Below are 20,346 nucleotides of genomic sequence, written 5' to 3' on the forward strand. Positions count from 1 at the left end.
ATTGCGCACATTAAGCTTAGGGATACATCATGTCTGCAACAGAACCAACAAAGGGAATACATTACCCAAACTTTGACTGGCTGCGCCTCTTGCTGGCGATTCAGGTTGTCGCGATTCACACAGGCGTCGGCTCCAATGTATTCATGAATCCGGTGCCCGCCTTTCTTGCGATCAGTGGCTTTGTGGTATTGGGAAGCATCGAGCGACGTCCCATCGGCCATTTCTTCATTAGCCGAGCGCTTCGAGTCTTGCCGCTGTTGGCTGTATCATTCGTGGCGGTCGGTATTTACTTCAGCCCGGAAGAAATGTACAGGAACATTCTGTTTTGGCTGTGGCCAACTGGCACCCCGCCCGCCAACCCGGTCGTGTGGACGCTTATTTACGAAGAAACTTTTTACGCACTGCTCGCCATTCTGTTCTCGCTTGGAGTCTATCGGAAGAAGATAGTACCGATTGCCATCTGCGCCGTGATCATGGGCTTGTCCATTTCATTCAAACTCATTGCTCTACCTCCTCCATGGTACATGCTGGGTTCGGCATTCTTTCTGGGTAACGTTGTTTATCAGTCTCGCGACCTGATTATCAAATATGTGAACAAATGGGTAGCCACTGGACTGCTGATTGCGTCGATAGTTGCTGTTTACAATCTTCCGTATCAGTCGACATTTCGTTACCCCGATACTTACATTGACTTCCTGGCTTTTCTTGCAATGTTGATTTTTGCCATTGCCGGGCCGCAACTACCACGACTCAAAGTAGACATGAGCTACTCAATTTACTTGCTTCACTGCCTGGTTCTGGCCCAAATCAATTATTTTGTGCCAATGGGTAACCGTATATTTTGGTTCACCTTGCTGACGACACTTCCAATCAGCTATGCAGCGTGGTACATCATCGAAAAGCCGGCGCTTGATCTGAAAAACAAAATACTCCAGAAAAAAGTGCCCGTCGGTAAGCTGGAACAAGCCTGAACCGCACTCGGTGATCAGAGCCGCTCACGGACGACGGCTCTGATCGCCGCAGAAAGCTTCCAGATCGCATTTTCCAGCATTAAAAGAAGGGACGACTCTTCAACGGTGACTGGTAAATACCTCGAAGCTGAGCAACCCGCACCGCGGATTCACCATCGGCAATACAACTGCCGTCACAGTTACGCTACCATGTGCCCCACGGCGGGTATGAACCCTGCAATCATTGCCACTCAATCCACTCATGGCGTTCAGATGTCGCTATCGACCAGAACCCAATGGATCACTCCAGTTCGTTTCGGGGGTGGAATCCGGAAAAATGATAGCGTTTGAGTGGCACACAATTGGAACAGACAGAAACAGTTCCCCCTGAAACCCTTATGGAATCAGCCTCTGTGACACTGGAACAGAATTACACCGCGATTCTCGGCCAACTGGGCGAGGACGTCTCCCGCGAGGGCCTGCTCGACACGCCAAAGCGTGCCGCCAAAGCCATGCAGTACCTCTGCCGCGGTTATGAACAGACGCTCGAAGAGGTCACCAACGGTGCCCTGTTCAGCTCCGACAACAGCGAAATGGTGCTGGTCAAGGACATCGAGCTGTACTCGTTGTGCGAACACCACCTGCTGCCGTTCATCGGCAAGGCCCACGTCGCGTACATCCCGAGCGGCAAAGTGCTGGGCCTGTCGAAAGTCGCGCGGATCGTCGACATGTACGCCCGCCGCCTGCAGATCCAGGAAAACCTAAGCCGCCAGATCGCCGATGCGGTCCAGCAGGTCACCGGCGCGCTGGGCGTGGCCGTGGTGATCGAGGCCAAGCACATGTGCATGATGATGCGCGGTGTCGAGAAACAGAATTCGTCGATGATCACCTCGGTGATGCTCGGTGAGTTCCGTGAAAACGCAGCGACCCGCAGCGAGTTTCTCAGCCTGATCAAGTAATTCGTGACAGAAAAAAACCGGCGTTGATCGCCGGTTTTTTTTCGTCCGTGAAAAATCGGGTAAGCTGCGCGCCTTCTTCAATGTCCCTGTGAGGCTTGTAACGTGTTCGTCAAAGCGCTTCGTGTCGGCCTCGGCCAACTGATCATCTTCGTTGATTTCCTGACCCGCCCGGGCAAGAAACAGCGCCCCGCCGCTGCCCAGGCTCAGGTTGACGCCGCCGCCAAGGACCTGACCCTGTATCAGTTCCACGCCTGCCCGTTCTGCGTGAAGACCCGCCGCAGCCTGCGCCGCCTGAACGTTCCGGTGGCCCTGAAGGATGCGAAAAACAATGAACAGGATCGCCAGACCCTGCTGGAACAGGGCGGCAAGATCAAAGTGCCGTGCCTACGTATCGAAGAGAACGGCCAGACCACCTGGATGTACGAGTCCAACACGATCATCGAATATCTGAACAAGCGGTTCGCCGCAGTCTGACTCAAAAAAAAACCGGCCTGATGGCCGGTTTTTTTATGCCGCCTGCGCTGCCTGTGCCTGACGCACCACCGCCGCCAGACGCTTGAGCCCTTCGTCCAGTCGTGCCGGATCGATGTGACTGAAGTTCAGGCGCAGATGACCGGGATTGCGATCCGGCTCGGGGAAGAACGGTTCGCCCGGCATGAACGCCACATCGTTGGCCAACGCGGTGTTCAGCAACGTGCGGGTGTCCAGCGGTTGCTTCAGGGTCAGCCAGAAAAACAGCCCGCCCTGCGGCGTGTTCCAGTCCGCCAGATCGCCGAAGTGAGTTTCCAGCGCTGCTTGAAAGGCATCGCGACGCTGACGGTAGAAGCCGCGCAATTCACTCAAGTGCTGCTGATATTTCTCACTGCCGATCCACTGCAACGCCTGCCACTGACCGATGCGGTTGGTGTGCAGGTCCGCTGACTGCTTGAGTTTGAGCAGATGCGGAAACAGATCCGGGCTGGCGATGAGATATCCGACACGCAGGCCCGGCAGCAGGGTTTTCGACACGGTGCCGGTGTAGATCCAGCTGGATTTCTTCAAACGTCCGGCAATCGGCTGGGCGCTGCCGCCGTCGAAGGTCAGCTCGCGATAAGGCTCATCTTCAATCAGGGTCACGCCAAATTCGTCGAGCAATGCCGCGACGGCAGCGCGCTTGGCTTCGCTGTAGCGCACGGCGGACGGGTTCTGGAAGGTCGGGATCAGATAGATGAACGCAGGACGGTGCTGCTGCAGACGCTGACGCAACTGGGCGAGGTTCGGCCCGTCAGCCTCCAGCGGCACGGTCAGGCAATCGGCGCCGAACAGCTGGAAGATCTGCAAGGCTGCCAGATACGTCGGCGCTTCGAGCAGGATTTCGGTGCCCTTGTCGATGTAGAGCTTGGCCGCCAGGTCTAGGGTTTGCTGGGAACCGCTGACCACCAGCACCTGACTCGCCTCACACGGCAAACCCAGCGCCCTCGCCTCTGCTGCCAGCGCTTCGCGCAATGCCGGCTCGCCTTCGCTCATGCCGTACTGGCCGAGAGAAAGCGGCATGTCGGCCCATTCAACCTTCGGCAACATGGCTTCGGCAGGCAAACCGCCAGCGAAAGACATGACCTCCGGGCGTTGGGCCGCGGCAAGGATTTCACGGATCAGAGAACTTTTGAGGCGTGAGACACGTTCGGAAAAAGCCATGGAAGTCACCGCTAGCGAGGCATGGGAAATATGAGTCAAACTTGTTGACTGAAATTACGACACCCTCTCTGGAAACGTCAATATGCTTGACCTTAAAAACTGCGCCAGCCAACAACAAGCCATGGAAGCGTTTTTCTTCGGTTACCAGGCGTTCACTGCCAAGGCCGACGAAATGCTTGAGCGTCGCGGCTTGTCCCGCGTGCATCAACGCATCGTGTTTTTCATCGCTCGCTACCCGAACCTGAGCGTCAAGGAATTGCTCGCGCTGCTCGGCGTCAGCAAGCAGGCGCTGAACATGCCGTTGCGGCAACTGCAGGAAATGCATCTGGTGGACAGCGTGGCGTCGGAGACCGACAAGCGTAAACGCCTGCTGGAACTGACCGTTGAAGGCGCGAAATTTGAACAGGCGCTGCGCCGGGAACAGGTGAAATTACTCGAACGCGTGTTTGCCGAAGCTGGAGAAACGGCGGTAAACGGCTGGTTGGCGGTGAATCTGGCGCTGGGAACCAACCGCCCGAACGAGTGATATAGCTTGATCGCCAGTATTTTCGTCCACAAAACCAAAAACAATATTTGCTTTATTTGTACACAAAAGCATAATCCACAGCGTGCGAGTTCCTGACCGCATGGTCAACAAATTCGCGTATGCCTCAAAGGGCCGCTGCCACCCCTCATGGGTCCGGCCCTAGAAATAACAATAAAACTCTTGAGGAGTACTCGCTGTGGAAAGCCGCAAATCCGAAGCATCGACGCTGGAACTCTCGCCGCCGTTACGCAATGGCCTGCTTGAGCGCATCTTCAAACTCAGCTTGCATGGCACCACGGTGAAGACCGAGCTGATTGCCGGTCTGACAACCTTCATCACCATGGCCTACATCATTTTCGTCAACCCGAACATCATGGCCGATGCCGGGATCGATCACGGTGCAGCCTTCGTCGCGACCTGTATCGCCGCTGCGCTGGGCTGCCTGCTGATGGGCCTCTACGCCAACTGGCCGGTAGGCCTGGCGCCGGGCATGGGCCTCAACGCGTTTTTCACCTACACCGTGGTCGGCACCATGGGCTACAACTGGGAAACCGCGCTCGGTGCGGTGTTCGTCTCGGGCGTGCTGTTCATGATCCTGACCTTTTCGCGCATTCGCGAATGGCTGCTCAACAGCATTCCGGTCAGCCTGCGCTATGCGATGGGCGCCGGTGTAGGTTTGTTCCTCGGGCTGATCGGCCTGAAAACCGCCGGCATCGTCGTCGATAGCCCGGCTACCCTGATCAAGCTCGGCTCGCTGCGTGAACCCGGTCCGCTGCTTGCCGCCATCTGCTTCCTGATGATCGCGATCCTCAGCTACCACAAAGTGTTCGGCGCGATCCTCATCAGCATCATCACCGTGACCCTGGCCGGCTGGGGGATTGGTCTGGTGCACTACGAGGGCATCATGTCCGCCCCGCCAAGCCTGGCGCCGACCTTCATGGCCATGAACGTCGCCGGCGTGTTCAACGTCAGCATGATCAGCGTGGTCCTGGCCTTCCTGTTCGTGCACATGTTCGACACCGCCGGCACCCTGATGGGCGTCGCCCAGCGCGCCAACCTGGTGAACGCTGACGGTCGTATCGAAAACCTTTCCCGCGCCATGAAGGCCGATAGCGCCTCCAGCGTTTTCGGTGCAGTGGTCGGTGTCCCGCCAGTGACAAGTTATGTGGAAAGTGCCGCTGGTGTAGCCGCTGGTGGTCGGACTGGTCTTACCGCAGTCACCGTGGGTGTGCTATTTATAGCCGCGATGTTCTTTGCACCGCTGGCCGGCATGATTCCCGCTTACGCCACCGCCGGTGCGCTGATTTACGTAGCGATGCTGATGATGGGCGGCATGGCGCACATCGAATGGGACGAAGCGACCGACAGCATTCCGGCCATCGTCACCGCGATCATGATGCCGCTCACCTTCTCGGTCGCCGACGGTATCGCGCTGGGCTTCATTACCTATGTCGCGCTGAAGGCCGGCACCGGTAAATACAAAGAGATCTCCGTCAGCCTGTGGGTGCTCTGCGCGATCTTCATCGCCAAGTTCATCTTCCTGTAAGCGCTACGCGGTTCACGCTTCAAAACAGCCTCACCCCACCGGGTGGGGCTTTTGCACATTCTTGATAACGATAAAAAGGAGCAAGTGATGAGTCTGGAAACCTGGCTGCTGTTCAGCGGCGCTGCGCTGGTGGTGATCCTGATTCCGGGGCCGCTGTCGTTGCTGATGATCAGCAACAGTCTGAATTACGGTCTGCGCCGGTCGTATCCGGCCTTTCTCGGCGGAGTGATCGCATCGATCTGCCTGCTTAGCGCTTCGGCGCTGGGGCTGGGCGCCCTGCTGCTGGCGTCGGAAAAACTGTTCAGCGCGCTGAAAATCGTCGGCGCGCTGTACCTGTTCTACCTTGCCTGGCAGAGCTGGCAGCAATCGCGCCAGCCATCGGTGGGTGCCGAGGTACCGCAAGCAGCGCCGGTTCCGCGATTCCGCGCACTGTTCGGACGGGCCTTCGTATTGGGTGCCAGCAATCCGAAAGACATTCTGTTTTTCGCCGCATTCCTGCCGCAGTTCCTCAGCGCCGAACAACCTTTCCTGCCACAGTTGTTGGTGATGATCGCCACCTGGACCGTCCTCGACCTGCTGTGCAAGCTGACTTATGGACTTGGAGCCCACGGCGCAGCGCGTTACCTGCGTAGCGGCAAGGGTCAGAGCTGGTTCAACCGCATCAGCGCCGGATTGTTTGGTGGTGCAGGTGCAGCTTCCTTGCTGAGCAGCCACTGATTTGCGATGGGCATGCCGCCATTTCCCGTCGAAGTGGCGGCACCGGAAACACCCGGCATCAACTGCCTCAGCCGATAAACATATGTACTACACGGGACAGCCCCGGCTTGAAGATGATCGAGCGCACCATCAACTGGATGCACTGAGCAAAACGATCAATGAGCCCGAAAAAGCCGATCCGCCCGAAAACCCCACCTGCTTCAGACCAAAGCACCCCGACTCTGCGCGACACGACGCCTGAAATATCCGTCAGGCAGCCGCTGCATGTCGACTATCAGCACCTCGACCCGACAGCCACCCCGCATCCCGGACAAACCGATCCGCCCCCCTCCACACCGCCACCACTCCAGATAGCCGATCTACCCGCCGAAACCCATATTGCCCGTATCGAAAACGAGCGTCCGGTCACGGACTACTTTCTTGCTCCGCGGATCGTCGACAGATTGCCCCAGCCCGATCTACTGACGGGGTTTCGCAAGGCCGGGCCGCACACCTACGTCGACCTGACCGATGGCAGAACCGTTCTGCTCGGCACGGATCTGCAAAGCCGGCTCAGAGCCCGGTTGGCGACCGAACTCTGGGCGTCCGGCCCTCGACTCGAGCAGGTGCCAGGCACACTACAATGGCGCGCCGTGGCACCGGAGAGTTCACTGGACACTGACGCCTCCCGATTGTCTGTCACCCGCATCGCCCTATCCGATGACCGCACACACGTCACACCCTCCAAACGTCCTCGCATGACCAATGATGGACAACCGAGCGGCGAATCGATCGGCCCGGACCGCACGATTACCGACATCGGCGCACAGCAGATCACAGCGTTTGATACCTTGAACGATCCCTGGAAGACCTGGGGCATTACCGCCCATCATGTTTCAGCTGACGACATCAACATCAAAGGGGTCAATTACAAGGCCCTGCCCCGCGGCACCGAGCCCAATCATCCCATTGTCTACGTCAAGCATCCGAACCACATGATCTACGACTATGCGTCGCTGGATCGGACATTGCGGGTCGATTTACTGCAGCAACCTCGCGGCGCCATTCGTGTTCCTCCAGAACTCCACTGGGAAATCGATCCGACCCTTCCATTCCAGAGACCGATGAGGGATACCGTCGCGACCTACTTCCCCGAGCTGGCGGACGTCACCCTGCACAACGTCGCCAAACGACAATTCATGCTTGCCAATGGCTCCGAGCTGGCGACCGGCACCGGCCTGACCCTGTTGCGCCAAGCGTTCAATGACTGGAAAACCGGCACCGTCAATCCGCGTCCGGAGCTGATCGACCCGCTGCTGATGCTCGAATCATTGCCGCGCGCCGGATCCAGTATCAACCGCAAAATCGAGCTGCCCGTTGCCGGCGTGAAAAACGGCCTGCGTCGACTGGATTTCGACCCGGCCCGGTTTCGACAGGAATGGAGTTATTTCATGCCGAGCCATTCGGCGGTCGATATAAAGCGCTTCGCAGCGGGGCTTCTGACACGTAATGGTTACAGCGTTTTCGAGCCCAGCCCTGCACAAAGCTTTGCGGCAGTGGTCTTCAAGCGAACTGGACACGATTTCGTTTTTTTTCTCAGCCTGCATCGCATCAAAGGCCGCCAGATACCTCAGCCAATGAAGCAGGACCCGAAAGCCTCGAATATCAGGCTGATCGATCAGGTGGGGTCAGACGCCGCGCAAGCCGTAGAAGCGGCCCATGCAGTGAACAAGGTGATCTGGCTCAGGGGAGGCGCACAGACACTCGCCACTTATCCGGATACGTTTTTCATTGTCAGGGATGATTACGCCAGGATTTGAGGCTTCGCAGGCGCGAGGCCAAAAAAAGCCCGCAGTGTGAGCGGGCGAAAGACCAAAGAAGCTATATGCGCAGTCGCTTCCCGGCAGGGGCAGCTGCTTGGGGGTCAGCTGCCCCGATAGGTGGAATAGCTGTAAGGCGAGATCAGCAACGGTACGTGGTAGTGATCCTGTTCGGCAGAGATACCGAACCGCAGCACGACCACGTCCAGGAATGCCGGCTCCGGCAACTGGACGCCACAGGCGCGGTAGTAATCGCCGGCGTGGAACTGAACCTGATAGACACCGGTACGATAGTCATCGCCTTGCAGCAGCGGCGCATCGACCCGACCATCGCTGTTGGTAAGCGCACTGGCGACCAATTCCAGGTGCGAACCTTCAACGCGGTACAGCTCGACCTTGATCGAGCTGCCCGGGCAACCGTGTGCAGCGTCCAAAACGTGTGTTGTCAAACGTCCCATTGATTCTGCGCGCCTGCCTGCGTGGAGCAGTCAGACTTCGCGCCTCCCGAAGTCAGTTGAAAAGGAGACCGCACCGTTTCGGAGCACGAAAAGTTGCGGCGAGCGATTGATTAAGACACTTTTCAAAAAAATTGTACACAATAAAAACGACATTTTTCCTCCTACCCCCGCCATCCTTCGATTTCCCGGTGATTTGCCGTTTAACCTTGCATCCATTGAACCCCCAATCCATTAGCTGACTGGTCAGGCAGGTTTCTTGCAGGCTCACGCCAATAACAGCAAAAGATGACAGCCGATGAAAAATGCGAAAAATCAGGCTTACAAATTGAGAATAAAGTTGTATACAATCAGCCCATCGCTGTGACGCCAGCCTGCCATCCAAACTTCAGGGCGCCACACAATCTGTCAACGAATAAGAAGGAAGACTGCAGTGAGCGCTGACTACCCACGCGACCTGATCGGTTACGGCAGTAACCCTCCTCACCCACACTGGCCGGGCAATGCCCGGATCGCCCTGTCGTTCGTACTCAATTACGAAGAAGGCGGCGAGCGCAACATTCTGCACGGCGACAAAGAATCGGAAGCCTTCCTCTCGGAAATGGTCGCGGCCCAGCCTCTGCAAGGCGCGCGCAACATGAGCATGGAATCGCTTTACGAGTATGGCAGCCGCGCCGGTGTCTGGCGGATCCTGAAACTGTTCAAGGAATTCGACATTCCACTGACCATCTTCGCCGTGGCCATGGCCGCCCAGCGTCACCCGGACGTGATCCGCGCGATGGTCGAGGCCGGTCACGAGATCTGCAGCCACGGCTACCGTTGGATCGACTATCAGTACATGGACGAGGCGCAGGAACGCGAGCACATGCTCGAAGCGATCCGCATCCTCACCGAACTCACCGGCGAACGCCCGCTGGGCTGGTACACCGGCCGCACCGGCCCGAACACTCGTCGCCTGGTGATGGAAGAAGGCGGTTTCCTCTACGACTGCGACACCTACGACGACGACCTGCCCTACTGGGAACCGAACAACCCGACCGGCAAACCGCACCTGGTGATCCCGTACACCCTGGACACCAACGACATGCGCTTCACCCAGGTCCAGGGTTTCAACAAGGGCGACGATTTCTTCGAATACCTCAAAGACGCGTTCGACGTGCTTTATGCCGAAGGCGCCGAAGCACCGAAGATGCTGTCGATCGGTCTGCACTGCCGTCTGGTAGGCCGCCCGGCGCGTCTGGCGTCGCTCAAGCGCTTTATCGAATACGCTAAAAGTCATGAACAGGTGTGGTTCAGCCGTCGCGTCGACATCGCGCGTCACTGGCACGAAACCCACCCGTACCAAGGGGTTGCCAAATGAGCACCTTTCAAAGCCTGAAACCGTCGACCCTGAGCCGAGACGCCTTCGTCAAAGCCTTCGCCGACATCTACGAACATTCGCCATGGGTGGCCGAGAAGGCCTTCGACCTGGGCCAGGACGCGTCGATCGACCAGATCGAAACCCTGCACCAGCGCATGAGCGACATCCTGTTGAGCGCCGATCACGCCAGTCAACTGGCACTGATCAACGCTCACCCGGACCTGGCCGGCAAAGCTGCCGTCCAGGGCGAGTTGACCGAAGCCAGCACCAATGAACAGGCTGGCGCCGGTATTCACCAATGCACGGCCGAAGAGTTCCAGCGCTTCACCGAGCTGAACGACGCCTACAAAGCCAAGTTCAAGTTTCCCTTCATCATGGCGGTAAAAGGCAGCAACCGGCATCAGATCCTCGCGGCGTTCGAAACGCGCATTCACAACCCGGTCGACACCGAGTTCAAATGCGCGCTGGCGGAGATCAACAAGATCGCCCTGTTCCGATTACTGACTCTCTAGCAAGCCTGGCCCGAGTGCATCAAACGCGGAGAGCACCCAGGGCCCTGCAAGCATCCCAAGCCACTTATTTAAAGGCAGACAAGAAGAATGAAAGCTTACGCCGTACCTTTCGAGAAGTTCGTCAACCTGGCCGATGCCCGTCTGGGCACCAAAATCATCTCGGTCACCGATGACTGGTTCGCAGACGCCAATCGTCTGTTTCAGCCGACCCCGGCCGTGTGGAAGGAGGGCGTGTTCGATGACAACGGCAAGTGGATGGACGGCTGGGAGTCCCGCCGCAAGCGCTTCGAAGGCTACGACAGCGCGGTGATCCGCCTGGGCGTACCGGGTTCGATCAAAGGCGTGGACATCGACACTTCATTCTTCACCGGCAACTTCCCGCCATCGGCCTCGCTGGAAGCCTGCTTCCTGGCGTCGGGCGAGCCGGACGAAAACACCCAGTGGACTGAAGTGCTGTCGGCCGTCGAGCTGCAAGGCAATAGCCACCACTACCACGAAATCAGCAACGACAAGGCGTTCAGCCACCTGCGCTTCAACATCTACCCGGATGGCGGCGTGGCCCGTCTGCGCGTGTACGGCATTCCGTTCCGCGACTGGTCGGCTGTTGGCGACAACGAGCAAGTCGACCTGGCCGCAGCCCTCAACGGTGGCCGCGCCCTCGCCTGCTCCGACGAACACTTCGGCCGCATGAGTAACATCCTCAACCCGGGCCGTGGCATCAACATGGGCGACGGCTGGGAAACCGCACGTCGTCGTACCCCGGGCAATGACTGGGTCATCGTCGCACTGGGCCACCCGGGCGAGATCGAAAAAATCATCGTCGACACCCTGCACTTCAAGGGCAACTACCCGGACACCTGCTCGATCCAGGGCGCGTTCGTCAAGGGCGGCACCGACAGCCAGATCGAAACCCAGTCGCTGTTCTGGCGCGAACTGCTGCCAAGCCAGAAGCTGGAAATGCACGCCGAACACACCTTCGTCGAGCAGATCAAGGCACTGGGCCCGATCACCCACATCCGCCTGAACGTGTTCCCGGATGGTGGTGTGAGCCGCCTGCGCGTTCTCGGCAAGGTAGCGAAGTAAGCGGCGCGACCATTCGCGAGCAAGCTCGCTCCCACATTGATCGCAATTCCTGTGGGAGCGAGCTTGCTCGCGAAAGCGTCAGATCAAACAACACAGAATTCGGATAAGAAGAACAGCATGCGCACACTGACGATTGAACCGCTGACCAAAGAAGCCTTCGCCCCTTTCGGTGACGTGATCGAAACCGACGGCAGCGATCACTTCATGATCAACAACGGTTCGACCATGCGCTTCCACAAACTGGCGACGGTCGAAACCGCGACGCCTGAGGACAACGCGATCATCAGCATCTTCCGCGCCGACGCGCAGGACATGCCGCTGACCGTCAGCATGCTGGAACGCCATCCGCTGGGCAGCCAGGCTTTCATTCCGCTGCTCGGCAACCCCTTTCTGATCGTGGTCGCGCCACTTGGCGATGTACCTGTATCAGGCTTGGTCCGCGCCTTCGTCACCAACGGCAGGCAGGGCATCAATTACCATCGCGGCGTCTGGCACCACCCGGTGCTGACGATCGAAAAGCGGGATGACTTCCTGGTGGTTGATCGCAGTGGCACAGGCAATAACTGCGATGAGCATTTTTTCAAAGAGGATGAGCGTTTGATCCTCGCCCCCCACCAATAAGAGAAGGTCTGATCACTCGACAACAAGAGTGACAGGCGAGAGGTAAAGACTGTGGAAGCACATCTGTTGGAATGGCTGAACCTGAGCGTGCGCTGGGTTCACATGATCACTGGCGTGGCCTGGATCGGCGCGTCGTTCTACTTCGTCTGGCTGGAGAACAACCTCAACCGCGTCAACCCGAAAACTGGTCTTGCCGGTGATCTGTGGGCGATCCACGGCGGCGGTATCTATCACCTGGAAAAATACAAACTGGCCCCTCCGTCGATGCCGGAGAACCTGCACTGGTTCAAATGGGAAGCCTATTTCACCTGGATGTCGGGGATCGCGCTCCTTTGCGTGGTGTTCTACTCCAACCCCGTGCTTTACCTCGTGGCACCTGGCAGCGGCCTGACCGGCCCTGAAGGCGTGGCCATCGGCATCGGTTCGCTGATCGCCGGCTGGTTCATCTACGACTTCCTCTGCGATTCGCCTCTGGGCAAGAAACCTGCCCTGCTCGGCTTCATCCTGTTCGTGCTGATCATCGGCGCGGCGTATGGCTTCAGCAAGGTGTTCAGCGGTCGTGGTGCATACCTGCACGTCGGCGCGATCATCGGCACCATCATGGTCGGCAACGTGTTCCGCATCATCATGCCGGCGCAGCGCGCACTGGTGGCCGCGATCGCCGAGAACCGCACGCCGGATCCGGCCCTGCCGGCCAAAGGCCTGCTGCGTTCGCGTCACAACAACTACTTCACCCTGCCGGTGCTGTTCATCATGATCAGCAACCACTTCCCGAGCACTTACGGCAGCCAGTACAACTGGCTGATCCTCGCCGGGATCGCGGTGTTGGCGGTGTTGGTGCGTCACTACTTCAACACCCGTCACGACAGCCACAAGTTTGCCTGGACCCTGCCAGTGGCGGCGGTGGGCATGATCAGTCTGGCGTACGTCACCGGCCCTGCGCCGATGTCGACCGCTCCGGACGTGGCCAAGGCGCCTGCGAAAATCGAGTACCAGCCGCTGCCGGAAACAGCTTTGGGTGGTGGCGCGAAACCGGCTGAAGCAGCACAACCAGCCGCCCCTGCTGCACCGGCCGCAGCTCCGGCCCAGGCGTCCAACGCCGGCCCTGCGTTCGACAAGGTGCACAACGTGATCCAGGAACGCTGCGCGGTCTGCCACTCGGCCAAACCGACCAGCCCGCTGTTCAGCGCTGCACCGGCCGGTGTGATGTTCGACACCCCCGAGCAGATCCGCCAGAACGCGGCACGGATCCAGGCGCAAGCCATCACCACGCAGATCATGCCACTGGGCAACATCACACAGATGACCCAGCAGGAACGTGACCTGATCGGTGCATGGATCGCCCAGGGAGCCCAGACCAACTAAGCAGCAAAAAAGCTTCGCGAGCAAGCTCGCTCCCACACAGGTCATGCAGTACCTGTGGGAGCGAGCCTGCTCGCGAATCGCCGCAACGCGGTTTACCTGATGCAAAGAGGACAGCGGCAAGCAACCCGGCCGCTGTTCATCACAAGAATAAAAAAGATCCGAGGTGTTGCATGTCCGAGCTGTCCAAAGCGCGCATCCCCGACGCACCCGCCATTCAGCGTTTGCCCCTTTTGCAACTGATCCTGGTCGGTTTGCAACATGTACTGCTGATGTACGGCGGCGCCATCGCGGTACCGCTGATCATTGGACAGGCCGCTGGCCTGAGTCGTGAAGAAATCGCCTTCCTGATCAACGCCGACCTGCTGGTCGCCGGCATCGCCACCATCGTGCAATCCCTGGGGATCGGCCCGATGGGCATTCGCATGCCGGTGATGATGGGCGCCAGTTTCGCCGCCGTCGGCAGCATGGTCGCCATGGCCGGCATGCCCGGCATCGGTCTGCAGGGAATCTTCGGCGCCACCATCGCCGCCGGGTTCTTCGGCATGATCATCGCGCCGTTCATGTCCAAGGTCGTACGCTTTTTCCCGCCTCTGGTGACCGGCACGGTCATCACCTCGATCGGTCTGTCGCTGTTCCCCGTGGCCGTGAACTGGGCCGGTGGCGGCGCTGGCGCCGCTCAATTCGGTTCACCGATTTACCTGGCCATCGCCGCACTGGTACTGGCCACCATTCTGTTGATCCACCGCTTCATGCGCGGTTTCTGGGTCAATATTTCCGTGCTGATCGGCATGTGCCTGGGCTACGTGCTCTGCGGCGCCATCGGCATGGTCGACCTGAGCGGCATGGCCAACGCGCCGTGGGTTCAGTTCGTCACCCCGCTGCATTTCGGCATGCCGAAGTTCGAACTGGCACCCATCCTGTCGATGTGCCTGGTGGTGGTGATCATCTTCGTCGAGTCCACCGGGATGTTCCTCGCGCTGGGCAAAATCACCGGCCAGGAAGTCTGCCCGCGCATGCTGCGTCGCGGCCTGCTGTGTGATGCCGGCGCTTCGTTCGTTGCCGGATTCTTCAACACCTTCACCCACTCCTCCTTCGCGCAGAACATCGGCCTGGTGCAGATGACCGGCGTGCGTTGCCGCTCGGTGACCATCGTCGCCGGCGGTTTGCTGATCGTCTTGAGCCTGCTGCCGAAAGCGGCGTTTCTGGTGGCATCGATTCCACCGGCGGTGCTCGGTGGTGCGGCGATTGCGATGTTCGGCATGGTGGCGGCGACCGGCATCAAGATCCTGCAAGAGGCCGACATGGGCGACCGTCGCAATCAATTGCTGGTAGCCGTGAGCATCGGCATGGGCCTGATCCCGGTGGTGCGCCCGGAGTTCTTCGCCCACCTGCCATTGTGGATGAGCCCGATCACCCACAGCGGGATCGCCATGGCCACCCTCAGCGCGCTGACGCTGAACCTGTTGTTCAACATTCTCGGCGGCGCCGAACGCGCCGCGATCAACGACTGCCACGCACACCCGCATTAACGAAGTAACCCTGTGGGAGCGAGCTTGCTCGCGAAGAGGCCGGATCAGTCACCATCAATGTTGAATGACCCACCGCTTTCGCGAGCAAGCTCGCTCCCACAGGGGTCAGCGACGCCCTGCCTCAAACAATAAAAACAAGAGGGAGCAACAGATGATCCGGACTCAAACCAACGTATTGTTGAGCGGCGGCCTGCTCGCCGCATCCCAAGCCATGGCCGGCGATTTATTGCTGTGGCAGACTAACAGCCTGAGCTACCTGTACGGCAAGAACTTCGCGATCAACCCGTCGATCCAGCAGACGGTGACGTTCGAGCACGCCGACAAGTGGAAGTATGGCGACAACTTCCTTTTCGTCGACAAGATCTTCTACAACGGCCAGGAAGACCGCAACAAAGGCCCCCACGCGTTCTACGGCGAATTCAGCCCGCGCCTGTCGTTTGGCAAGATCTTCGACAGGAAGCTGGAGTTCGGCCCGATCAGGGACGTGCTGCTGGCCATGACCTACGAGTACGGCGAAGGTGACAGCGAGGCCTATCTGATCGGCCCTGGCTTCGACCTCAAGGTGCCGGGCTTCAACTATTTCACCCTGAATTTCTATCGCCGCCAGACCGAAGGCCCGCGCCCCGGCGACGGCGTATGGCAGATCACCCCCGGCTGGTCCTACAGCATTCCCGTGGGCAATTCCGACCTGCTGATCGACGGCTATCTGGACTGGGTGGTCGACAACGATCAGAACTCCCGTGGCACCTATCACGCCAACCTGCACATCAACCCGCAGATCAAATACGACCTGGGCAAAGCCCTCGGCTGGAGCCAGAAGCAGCTGTACGTCGGCACCGAATACAGCTACTGGAAAAACAAATACGGCGTCGAAAGCACCCACAGTTTCGACACCAACCAGAACACCGCCAGCCTGCTGGTGAAGGTGCACTTCTAAGATGACCCGCAACCGTGCCCCCTACCTGTCGTCGGTGCTCTGTTGCGGGGCACTTGAGGCCTGGCCGTTGAGTCAGTATTCTCCGCGGCCTCCTGAATTCGGTCTAAAAAAAAGCCCGAATTTAATTCCTGACCGAAAAGCCAACTTATCCCGGCCGCGGTCAGTACCGAGGCATCCCGAAAACACGCTCAATCGACTGTTTTTCAGCAGCCGACGGGCGTTTTTTTGCTTTTCGAAAAGCCTTGGCTCAGCTCTTGCTAACAGCATGAAAGCTGACCGGATGGATGACTTTTGCAGCAACGAAAAAAGGCGCCACACCAGAGCGCCGACTCAAAAAAATAAACGTGGAACACCTACTTTGGGAGCAACCGAATGAAACGTATGTGCACCAGCCTGATGCTTGCGGGATCGCTGCTGGCAGGGGGTCAGGCCATGGCCGACGGCCTGCTGCAATGGCAGAACAACAGCCTGACTTACCTCTACGGTAAAGACTTCAAGGTCAACCCGGCCATCCAGCAGACCGTGACCTTCGAACACGCCGATGCGTGGAAGTACGGGGACAACTTCTTCTTCCTCGACAAGATTTTCTACAACGGTGACAAGGACTTCAACAATGGTCCGAACACCTACTACGGCGAGTTCCAGCCACGTATCTCGCTGGGCAAGGTTCTTGACCAGAAGATCGAGTTCGGTCCGATCAAGGATGTCCTGCTGGCGATGACCTACGAGTTCGGCGAGGGCGACACCGAGTCCTACCTGATCGGCCCGGGCTTCGACCTGGCCATTCCGGGCTTCGACTACTTCCAGCTGAACTTCTACCAGCGTCACACCGAAGGCTCGCGTCCGGGTGACAACGTCTGGCAGATCACGCCAGTGTGGTCCTACACCATTCCGGTGGGCGACTCGAACATCCTGATCGACGGCTACATGGACTGGGTGGTCGACAACGACGTCAACAACAAAGGCGAATACCACGCCAACCTGCACTTCAACCCGCAGGTCAAATACGACTTGGGCAAGGCGCTGAATTTCGGCGAGAAGCAGTTGTACGTCGGTGTTGAATACGACTACTGGAAAGACAAGTACGGGATCGACGACACCAAGGCCTTCACCACCAATCAGAACGTGACCAGCTTCCTGGTGAAGTTCCACTTCTGATCCGGCGGCGTCCTCAGGGACGCCTTCGCGAGCAAGCTCGCTCCCGCATTCGGTTTGTGTCGTTCACAAAACCAATGTGGGAGCGGGCTTGCTCGCGAATGGCGGCACCCCAAATCTCAAGCGGGAGCCACCGCCTCGTTAATCCCCAAAAACCGGCACAGCTCATCGCGCTTGGCCAGGGCATCGCGCCGTCCAAGGTCGATCAATTCGCTGCAATACCCCGCCTCGAACAGCAAGTAACTCAACACCCCTGCCCCGCTCGTTTTGGTTGCTCCCGGCCCGCGCAGAAACAGCCGCAACGCCGCCGGCAGTTCCTGGCGATGCCGCGCCGCGATTTCATCGATCGGCTGACTCGGCGAAATCACCAGCACTTCAACTGGCGCCACGCCTAAAGCACGCGTCGGCGTTCCGTCGGGCATCAGACGGCTGAACTGGTTCAGACGCTGAAGCAGCTCGATGTCACTTTCCAGGCTGTCGATGAACGTACTGTTGAGCATGTGCCCGCCGATCTGCGCCAGCGTCGGCTGCTGCCCGGTGTAGGTGCGTTCCAGCGGTTGCGCCGGATCGAAACCGCGCGGGTTGCCGCTGACACCCACCACCAGCACCCGGCTCGCGCCCAGGTGCAGCGCAGGGCTGATCGGTGCCGATTGCCGCACCGCGCCATCGCCGAAATACTCATCGCCAATTTTCACCGGCGCAAACAGCAGCGGGATCGCTGAACTGGCCAGCAAGTGCTCCACCGATAACTGCGTCGGCACACCGATGCGCCGGTGACGCAGCCATGAGTCGATGGTGCCGCCGCCCTGATAGAAGGTCACGGCTTGCCCGGACTCGTATCCGAACGCCGTCACCGCCACCGCGTGCAATTGCTTGCGCGCAATGGACTCGGCGATGCCGGGTATGTGCAGTTTTTCATTGAGCAGATGACGCAGCGGCGAACTGTCGAGCAGCGCCACCGGCATTTGCCGGCCCATGCCCAGCAGGCTGTGACTGACGAAACGACTGGCCTGGCGGATCACCCCCGGCCAGTCGCTGCGCAGCACGCGATGGCTGCGAAAGCCTTGCCAGAACAGCGTAAGGCGTTCGATGGCAGCGCGAAAATCCGTCGCACCGCTGGCCAGGCTCACCGCGTTGATCGCCCCGGCCGAGGTGCCGACGATCACCGGAAACGGATTGTCCGCCCCCAGCGGCAGCAATTCGGCAATCGCCGCCAGCACCCCCACCTGATACGCCGCCCGAGCCCCGCCGCCGGAAAGAATCAAACCTGTGACCGGTTCAGCTGGGCTCATCGCAACGCTCCGTGGTGCTTGTGGGGATGGGTCAATCAACCGCGTTTGGCGTACAGCTTCGGCTCGCCCGGTGGCCGGCTCTTGAAGCGCCGGTGTGCCCACAGATATTGCTCGGGGCACTCACGCAACACGCCTTCGACCCACTGATTGATGCGGATGCAATCTTCTTCTTCGGTCTCGCCCGGGAAACCTTCCAGCGGCGGATGAATCACCAGCCGATAACCGCTGCCGTCGGCCAGACGCTCCTGAGTGAACGGCACCACCAGCGCCTTGCCCAGTCGGGCGAACTTGCTGGTGGCGGTGACCGTCGCGGCCTGAATGCCGAACAGCGGCACGAAGATGCTTTGCTTGGCGCCGTAGTCCTGATCCGGTGCGTACCAGATCGCCCGGCCTGCGCGCAGCAGCTTGAGCATGCCGCGCACGTCGTCACGTTCCACCGCCAGCGAATCGAGGTTGTGCCGCTCGCGGCCCTGACGCTGGACGAAGTCGAACAGCGGGTTCTTGTGCTCGCGGTACATGCCGTCGATGGTGTGCTGCTGGCCGAGCAGCGCCGCGCCGATTTCCAGGGTGGTGAAGTGCACCGCCATCAGAATCACGCCCTTGCCCTCGCGCTGGGCCTTCTGCAAATGCTCAAGACCTTCGACGTTGGCCAGTTTCGCCAGGCGCTGACGCGACCACCACCAGCTCATCGCCATTTCAAAGAAGGCGATGCCGGTGGAGGCGAAGTTTTCCTTGAGCAGGCGCTTGCGTTCGGCGGCGGACTTTTCCGGGAAACACAGTTCCAGATTGCGCTTGGCGATGCGCCGCCGGTCGCCGGCGAAGCGATACATCAAGGCACCAAGAAAACGACCGATGGCCAGCAAGGCCGGATACGGCAGCTGCACGATCAGCCACAACAGCCCGAGGCCGCACCAGAGCGGCCAGAAGCGTGGGGCAAGAAATGCTTTTCGAAAACGCGGGCGATCCATTAAAGCTTCCGTAAATACAGTGGCCGCGCATTCTACATCGTTCGACCCGGCTTGCGGCCTGCGGGCGTTCTCGTTATAAGTCTCGGCACTTTTAGTGACAAGCCGTTGTATGCCGACATGAGCCAAACCGAACCGAAAGACCAAGATCCCGTGTTCCAGCTGAAGGGCAGCATGCTCGCCATTACAGTGCTGGAGCTGTCCCGCAACGACCTGGACAGCCTCGATCGGCAATTGGCCGCCAAAGTCGCCCAGGCACCGAATTTTTTCAGCAACGCGCCGCTGGTTCTGGCGCTGGACAAATTGCCGCCAAACGAAGGCGCCGTCGACCTGCCGGGCCTGATGCGCGTGTGCCGTCAGCACGGCCTGCGTACCCTGGCGATTCGCGCCAGCCGCATTGAAGACATCGCCGCCGCCATCGCCATCGATATCCCGGTGCTGCCGCCGTCCGGCGCCCGTGAGCGACCGCTTGAAACTGCCGAGCCCGTCGCACCGAAGAAGCCGGAAAAGCCGCCGGAGCCAGCCGTCAAACCGACCCGCGTCATCACCACGCCAGTACGTGGTGGCCAACAGATATATGCGCAAGGTGGCGATCTGGTCGTGGTTTCCTCGGTCAGTCCGGGGGCGGAACTTCTCGCCGATGGCAACATCCATGTATACGGCCCGATGCGCGGTCGTGCGCTGGCCGGGGTCAAGGGCGACACCAAGGCGCGGATTTTCTGTCAGCAATTGAGCGCTGAACTGATCTCCATCGCAGGCCATTACAAGGTTTCCGAAGACCTGCGTCGCGATCCGATGTGGGGTTCGGGCGTACAGGTCAGCCTGTCGGGCGACGTGTTGAACATCATTCGGCTTTAACGGATACTGCCGCATTTTCCAAGCATCTCTAAAACGTAGCGAA

20 protein-coding genes are annotated in these 20,346 nt (G+C 59.2%); 16 read left to right on the plus strand and 4 right to left on the minus strand.

The window, feature by feature from the left end:
• Window positions 1–29 precede the first annotated feature (29 nt).
• From N8H71_RS25690 to N8H71_RS25700, 3 genes are all read left to right on the plus strand, one after another.
• A complete protein-coding gene (locus tag N8H71_RS25690; RefSeq protein ID WP_262196145.1) occupies window positions 30–971 on the plus strand; it encodes an acyltransferase family protein in 942 nt (313 codons plus the stop codon).
• A gap of 392 nt (window positions 972–1,363) precedes the next feature.
• Entirely contained in the window at window positions 1,364–1,909 is a 546-nt protein-coding gene (gene folE / locus N8H71_RS25695; RefSeq protein ID WP_010456659.1) for a GTP cyclohydrolase I FolE, read from the plus strand.
• A gap of 102 nt (window positions 1,910–2,011) precedes the next feature.
• Complete coding sequence (locus tag N8H71_RS25700; RefSeq protein ID WP_007960011.1) at window positions 2,012–2,383, plus strand: glutathione S-transferase N-terminal domain-containing protein; 372 nt, start codon at window positions 2,012–2,014, stop codon at window positions 2,381–2,383.
• Between the two features lie 33 nt (window positions 2,384–2,416).
• On the opposite strand, the gene N8H71_RS25705 is transcribed toward N8H71_RS25700, so the two are convergent.
• A complete protein-coding gene (locus tag N8H71_RS25705; RefSeq protein WP_262196146.1) occupies window positions 2,417–3,583 on the minus strand; it encodes a PLP-dependent aminotransferase family protein in 1,167 nt (388 codons plus the stop codon).
• Window positions 3,584–3,665: 82 nt separating this feature from the next.
• Here N8H71_RS25705 and N8H71_RS25710 point away from each other — a divergent pair, with 82 nt between their 5' ends.
• The 4 genes from N8H71_RS25710 to N8H71_RS25725 all read left to right on the plus strand — a co-directional run bounded on the left by N8H71_RS25710 (window position 3,666) and on the right by N8H71_RS25725 (window position 8,171).
• The gene (locus tag N8H71_RS25710; protein ID WP_011333199.1) at window positions 3,666–4,109 is read left to right on the plus strand and encodes a MarR family winged helix-turn-helix transcriptional regulator; all 444 of its coding nucleotides are present in this window, start codon (window positions 3,666–3,668) and stop codon (window positions 4,107–4,109) included.
• Between the two features lie 196 nt (window positions 4,110–4,305).
• A complete protein-coding gene (locus N8H71_RS25715) occupies window positions 4,306–5,655 on the plus strand; it encodes an NCS2 family permease (protein ID WP_007960018.1) in 1,350 nt (449 codons plus the stop codon).
• Window positions 5,656–5,742: 87 nt separating this feature from the next.
• Window positions 5,743–6,372 (plus strand): LysE family translocator, encoded by a 630-nt coding sequence (locus N8H71_RS25720; RefSeq protein WP_262196147.1) that lies wholly within the window; start codon window positions 5,743–5,745, stop codon window positions 6,370–6,372.
• A gap of 158 nt (window positions 6,373–6,530) precedes the next feature.
• A complete protein-coding gene (locus N8H71_RS25725) occupies window positions 6,531–8,171 on the plus strand; it encodes a hypothetical protein (protein ID WP_262196148.1) in 1,641 nt (546 codons plus the stop codon).
• A 104-nt stretch (window positions 8,172–8,275) separates the two neighbouring features.
• Here N8H71_RS25725 and uraH read toward each other — a convergent pair whose 3' ends face one another.
• Window positions 8,276–8,629 carry a hydroxyisourate hydrolase gene (uraH, locus tag N8H71_RS25730; protein ID WP_262196149.1) on the minus strand — a complete coding sequence of 118 codons (354 nt, stop codon included), beginning with the start codon at window positions 8,627–8,629 and terminating at the stop codon, window positions 8,276–8,278.
• 430 nt (window positions 8,630–9,059) lie between these two features.
• On the opposite strand from uraH, the gene puuE reads away from it, so the two are divergent.
• The 8 genes from puuE to N8H71_RS25775 all read left to right on the plus strand — a co-directional run bounded on the left by puuE (window position 9,060) and on the right by N8H71_RS25775 (window position 17,191).
• Complete coding sequence (gene puuE, locus N8H71_RS25735) at window positions 9,060–9,986, plus strand: allantoinase PuuE (protein WP_262196150.1); 927 nt, start codon at window positions 9,060–9,062, stop codon at window positions 9,984–9,986.
• Window positions 9,983–10,498 (plus strand): 2-oxo-4-hydroxy-4-carboxy-5-ureidoimidazoline decarboxylase, encoded by a 516-nt coding sequence (uraD, locus tag N8H71_RS25740; protein ID WP_262196151.1) that lies wholly within the window; start codon window positions 9,983–9,985, stop codon window positions 10,496–10,498. The genes puuE and uraD overlap by 4 nt, the downstream gene beginning before the upstream one ends.
• Window positions 10,499–10,585: 87 nt before the next feature.
• Window positions 10,586–11,581, plus strand: coding sequence for an allantoicase (gene alc / locus N8H71_RS25745; RefSeq protein WP_007960036.1), 996 nt, complete (start codon window positions 10,586–10,588; stop codon window positions 11,579–11,581).
• 117 nt (window positions 11,582–11,698) lie between these two features.
• Entirely contained in the window at window positions 11,699–12,202 is a 504-nt protein-coding gene (locus N8H71_RS25750) for an ureidoglycolate lyase (protein ID WP_027613342.1), read from the plus strand.
• Between the two features lie 51 nt (window positions 12,203–12,253).
• Entirely contained in the window at window positions 12,254–13,567 is a 1,314-nt protein-coding gene (locus N8H71_RS25755) for a urate hydroxylase PuuD (protein ID WP_064378710.1), read from the plus strand.
• 170 nt (window positions 13,568–13,737) lie between these two features.
• The gene (locus N8H71_RS25760; protein WP_262196152.1) at window positions 13,738–15,096 is read left to right on the plus strand and encodes a nucleobase:cation symporter-2 family protein; all 1,359 of its coding nucleotides are present in this window, start codon (window positions 13,738–13,740) and stop codon (window positions 15,094–15,096) included.
• 151 nt (window positions 15,097–15,247) lie between these two features.
• Window positions 15,248–16,033, plus strand: coding sequence for an outer membrane protein OmpK (locus N8H71_RS25770; protein ID WP_262196153.1), 786 nt, complete (start codon window positions 15,248–15,250; stop codon window positions 16,031–16,033).
• 372 nt (window positions 16,034–16,405) lie between these two features.
• On the plus strand, window positions 16,406–17,191 hold the full coding sequence (locus tag N8H71_RS25775; protein ID WP_102718282.1) for an outer membrane protein OmpK: 786 nt from the start codon (window positions 16,406–16,408) through the stop codon (window positions 17,189–17,191).
• A 116-nt stretch (window positions 17,192–17,307) separates the two neighbouring features.
• Here the strand turns inward: N8H71_RS25775 and N8H71_RS25780 are convergent, their stop codons facing one another.
• Together N8H71_RS25780 and N8H71_RS25785 are read right to left on the minus strand one after the other, a co-directional pair.
• On the minus strand, window positions 17,308–18,480 hold the full coding sequence (locus tag N8H71_RS25780; protein ID WP_262196154.1) for a patatin-like phospholipase family protein: 1,173 nt from the start codon (window positions 18,478–18,480) through the stop codon (window positions 17,308–17,310).
• 35 nt (window positions 18,481–18,515) lie between these two features.
• Window positions 18,516–19,448: a lipid A biosynthesis lauroyl acyltransferase gene (locus N8H71_RS25785; protein WP_262196155.1), complete on the minus strand. Its 933-nt coding sequence runs from the start codon at window positions 19,446–19,448 to the stop codon at window positions 18,516–18,518.
• A 117-nt stretch (window positions 19,449–19,565) separates the two neighbouring features.
• Here N8H71_RS25785 and minC point away from each other — a divergent pair, with 117 nt between their 5' ends.
• Complete coding sequence (minC, locus tag N8H71_RS25790; RefSeq protein ID WP_262196156.1) at window positions 19,566–20,303, plus strand: septum site-determining protein MinC; 738 nt, start codon at window positions 19,566–19,568, stop codon at window positions 20,301–20,303.
• Window positions 20,304–20,346 lie beyond the last annotated feature (43 nt).

The organism is Pseudomonas koreensis (genome assembly GCF_025447595.1).
Taxonomy (GTDB): domain Bacteria; phylum Pseudomonadota; class Gammaproteobacteria; order Pseudomonadales; family Pseudomonadaceae; genus Aquipseudomonas; species Aquipseudomonas koreensis_H.

Bases quoted from the DNA above. Each gene is read 5' to 3' on its own strand.
- N8H71_RS25690 (WP_262196145.1), top strand. From the start codon at position 30: ATGTCTGCAACAGAACCAACAAAGGGAATACATTACCCAAACTTTGAC.
- N8H71_RS25705 (WP_262196146.1), bottom strand. From the start codon at position 3,583: ATGGCTTTTTCCGAACGTGTCTCACGCCTCAAAAGTTCTCTGATCCGT.
- N8H71_RS25710 (WP_011333199.1), top strand. From the start codon at position 3,666: ATGCTTGACCTTAAAAACTGCGCCAGCCAACAACAAGCCATGGAAGCG.
- N8H71_RS25720 (WP_262196147.1), top strand. From the start codon at position 5,743: ATGAGTCTGGAAACCTGGCTGCTGTTCAGCGGCGCTGCGCTGGTGGTG.
- N8H71_RS25725 (WP_262196148.1), top strand. From the start codon at position 6,531: ATGAGCCCGAAAAAGCCGATCCGCCCGAAAACCCCACCTGCTTCAGAC.
- uraH (WP_262196149.1), bottom strand. From the start codon at position 8,629: ATGGGACGTTTGACAACACACGTTTTGGACGCTGCACACGGTTGCCCG.
- uraD (WP_262196151.1), top strand. From the start codon at position 9,983: ATGAGCACCTTTCAAAGCCTGAAACCGTCGACCCTGAGCCGAGACGCC.
- alc (WP_007960036.1), top strand. From the start codon at position 10,586: ATGAAAGCTTACGCCGTACCTTTCGAGAAGTTCGTCAACCTGGCCGAT.
- N8H71_RS25750 (WP_027613342.1), top strand. From the start codon at position 11,699: ATGCGCACACTGACGATTGAACCGCTGACCAAAGAAGCCTTCGCCCCT.
- N8H71_RS25760 (WP_262196152.1), top strand. From the start codon at position 13,738: ATGTCCGAGCTGTCCAAAGCGCGCATCCCCGACGCACCCGCCATTCAG.
- N8H71_RS25770 (WP_262196153.1), top strand. From the start codon at position 15,248: ATGATCCGGACTCAAACCAACGTATTGTTGAGCGGCGGCCTGCTCGCC.
- N8H71_RS25775 (WP_102718282.1), top strand. From the start codon at position 16,406: ATGAAACGTATGTGCACCAGCCTGATGCTTGCGGGATCGCTGCTGGCA.
- N8H71_RS25780 (WP_262196154.1), bottom strand. From the start codon at position 18,480: ATGAGCCCAGCTGAACCGGTCACAGGTTTGATTCTTTCCGGCGGCGGG.
- N8H71_RS25785 (WP_262196155.1), bottom strand. From the start codon at position 19,448: ATGGATCGCCCGCGTTTTCGAAAAGCATTTCTTGCCCCACGCTTCTGG.
- minC (WP_262196156.1), top strand. From the start codon at position 19,566: ATGAGCCAAACCGAACCGAAAGACCAAGATCCCGTGTTCCAGCTGAAG.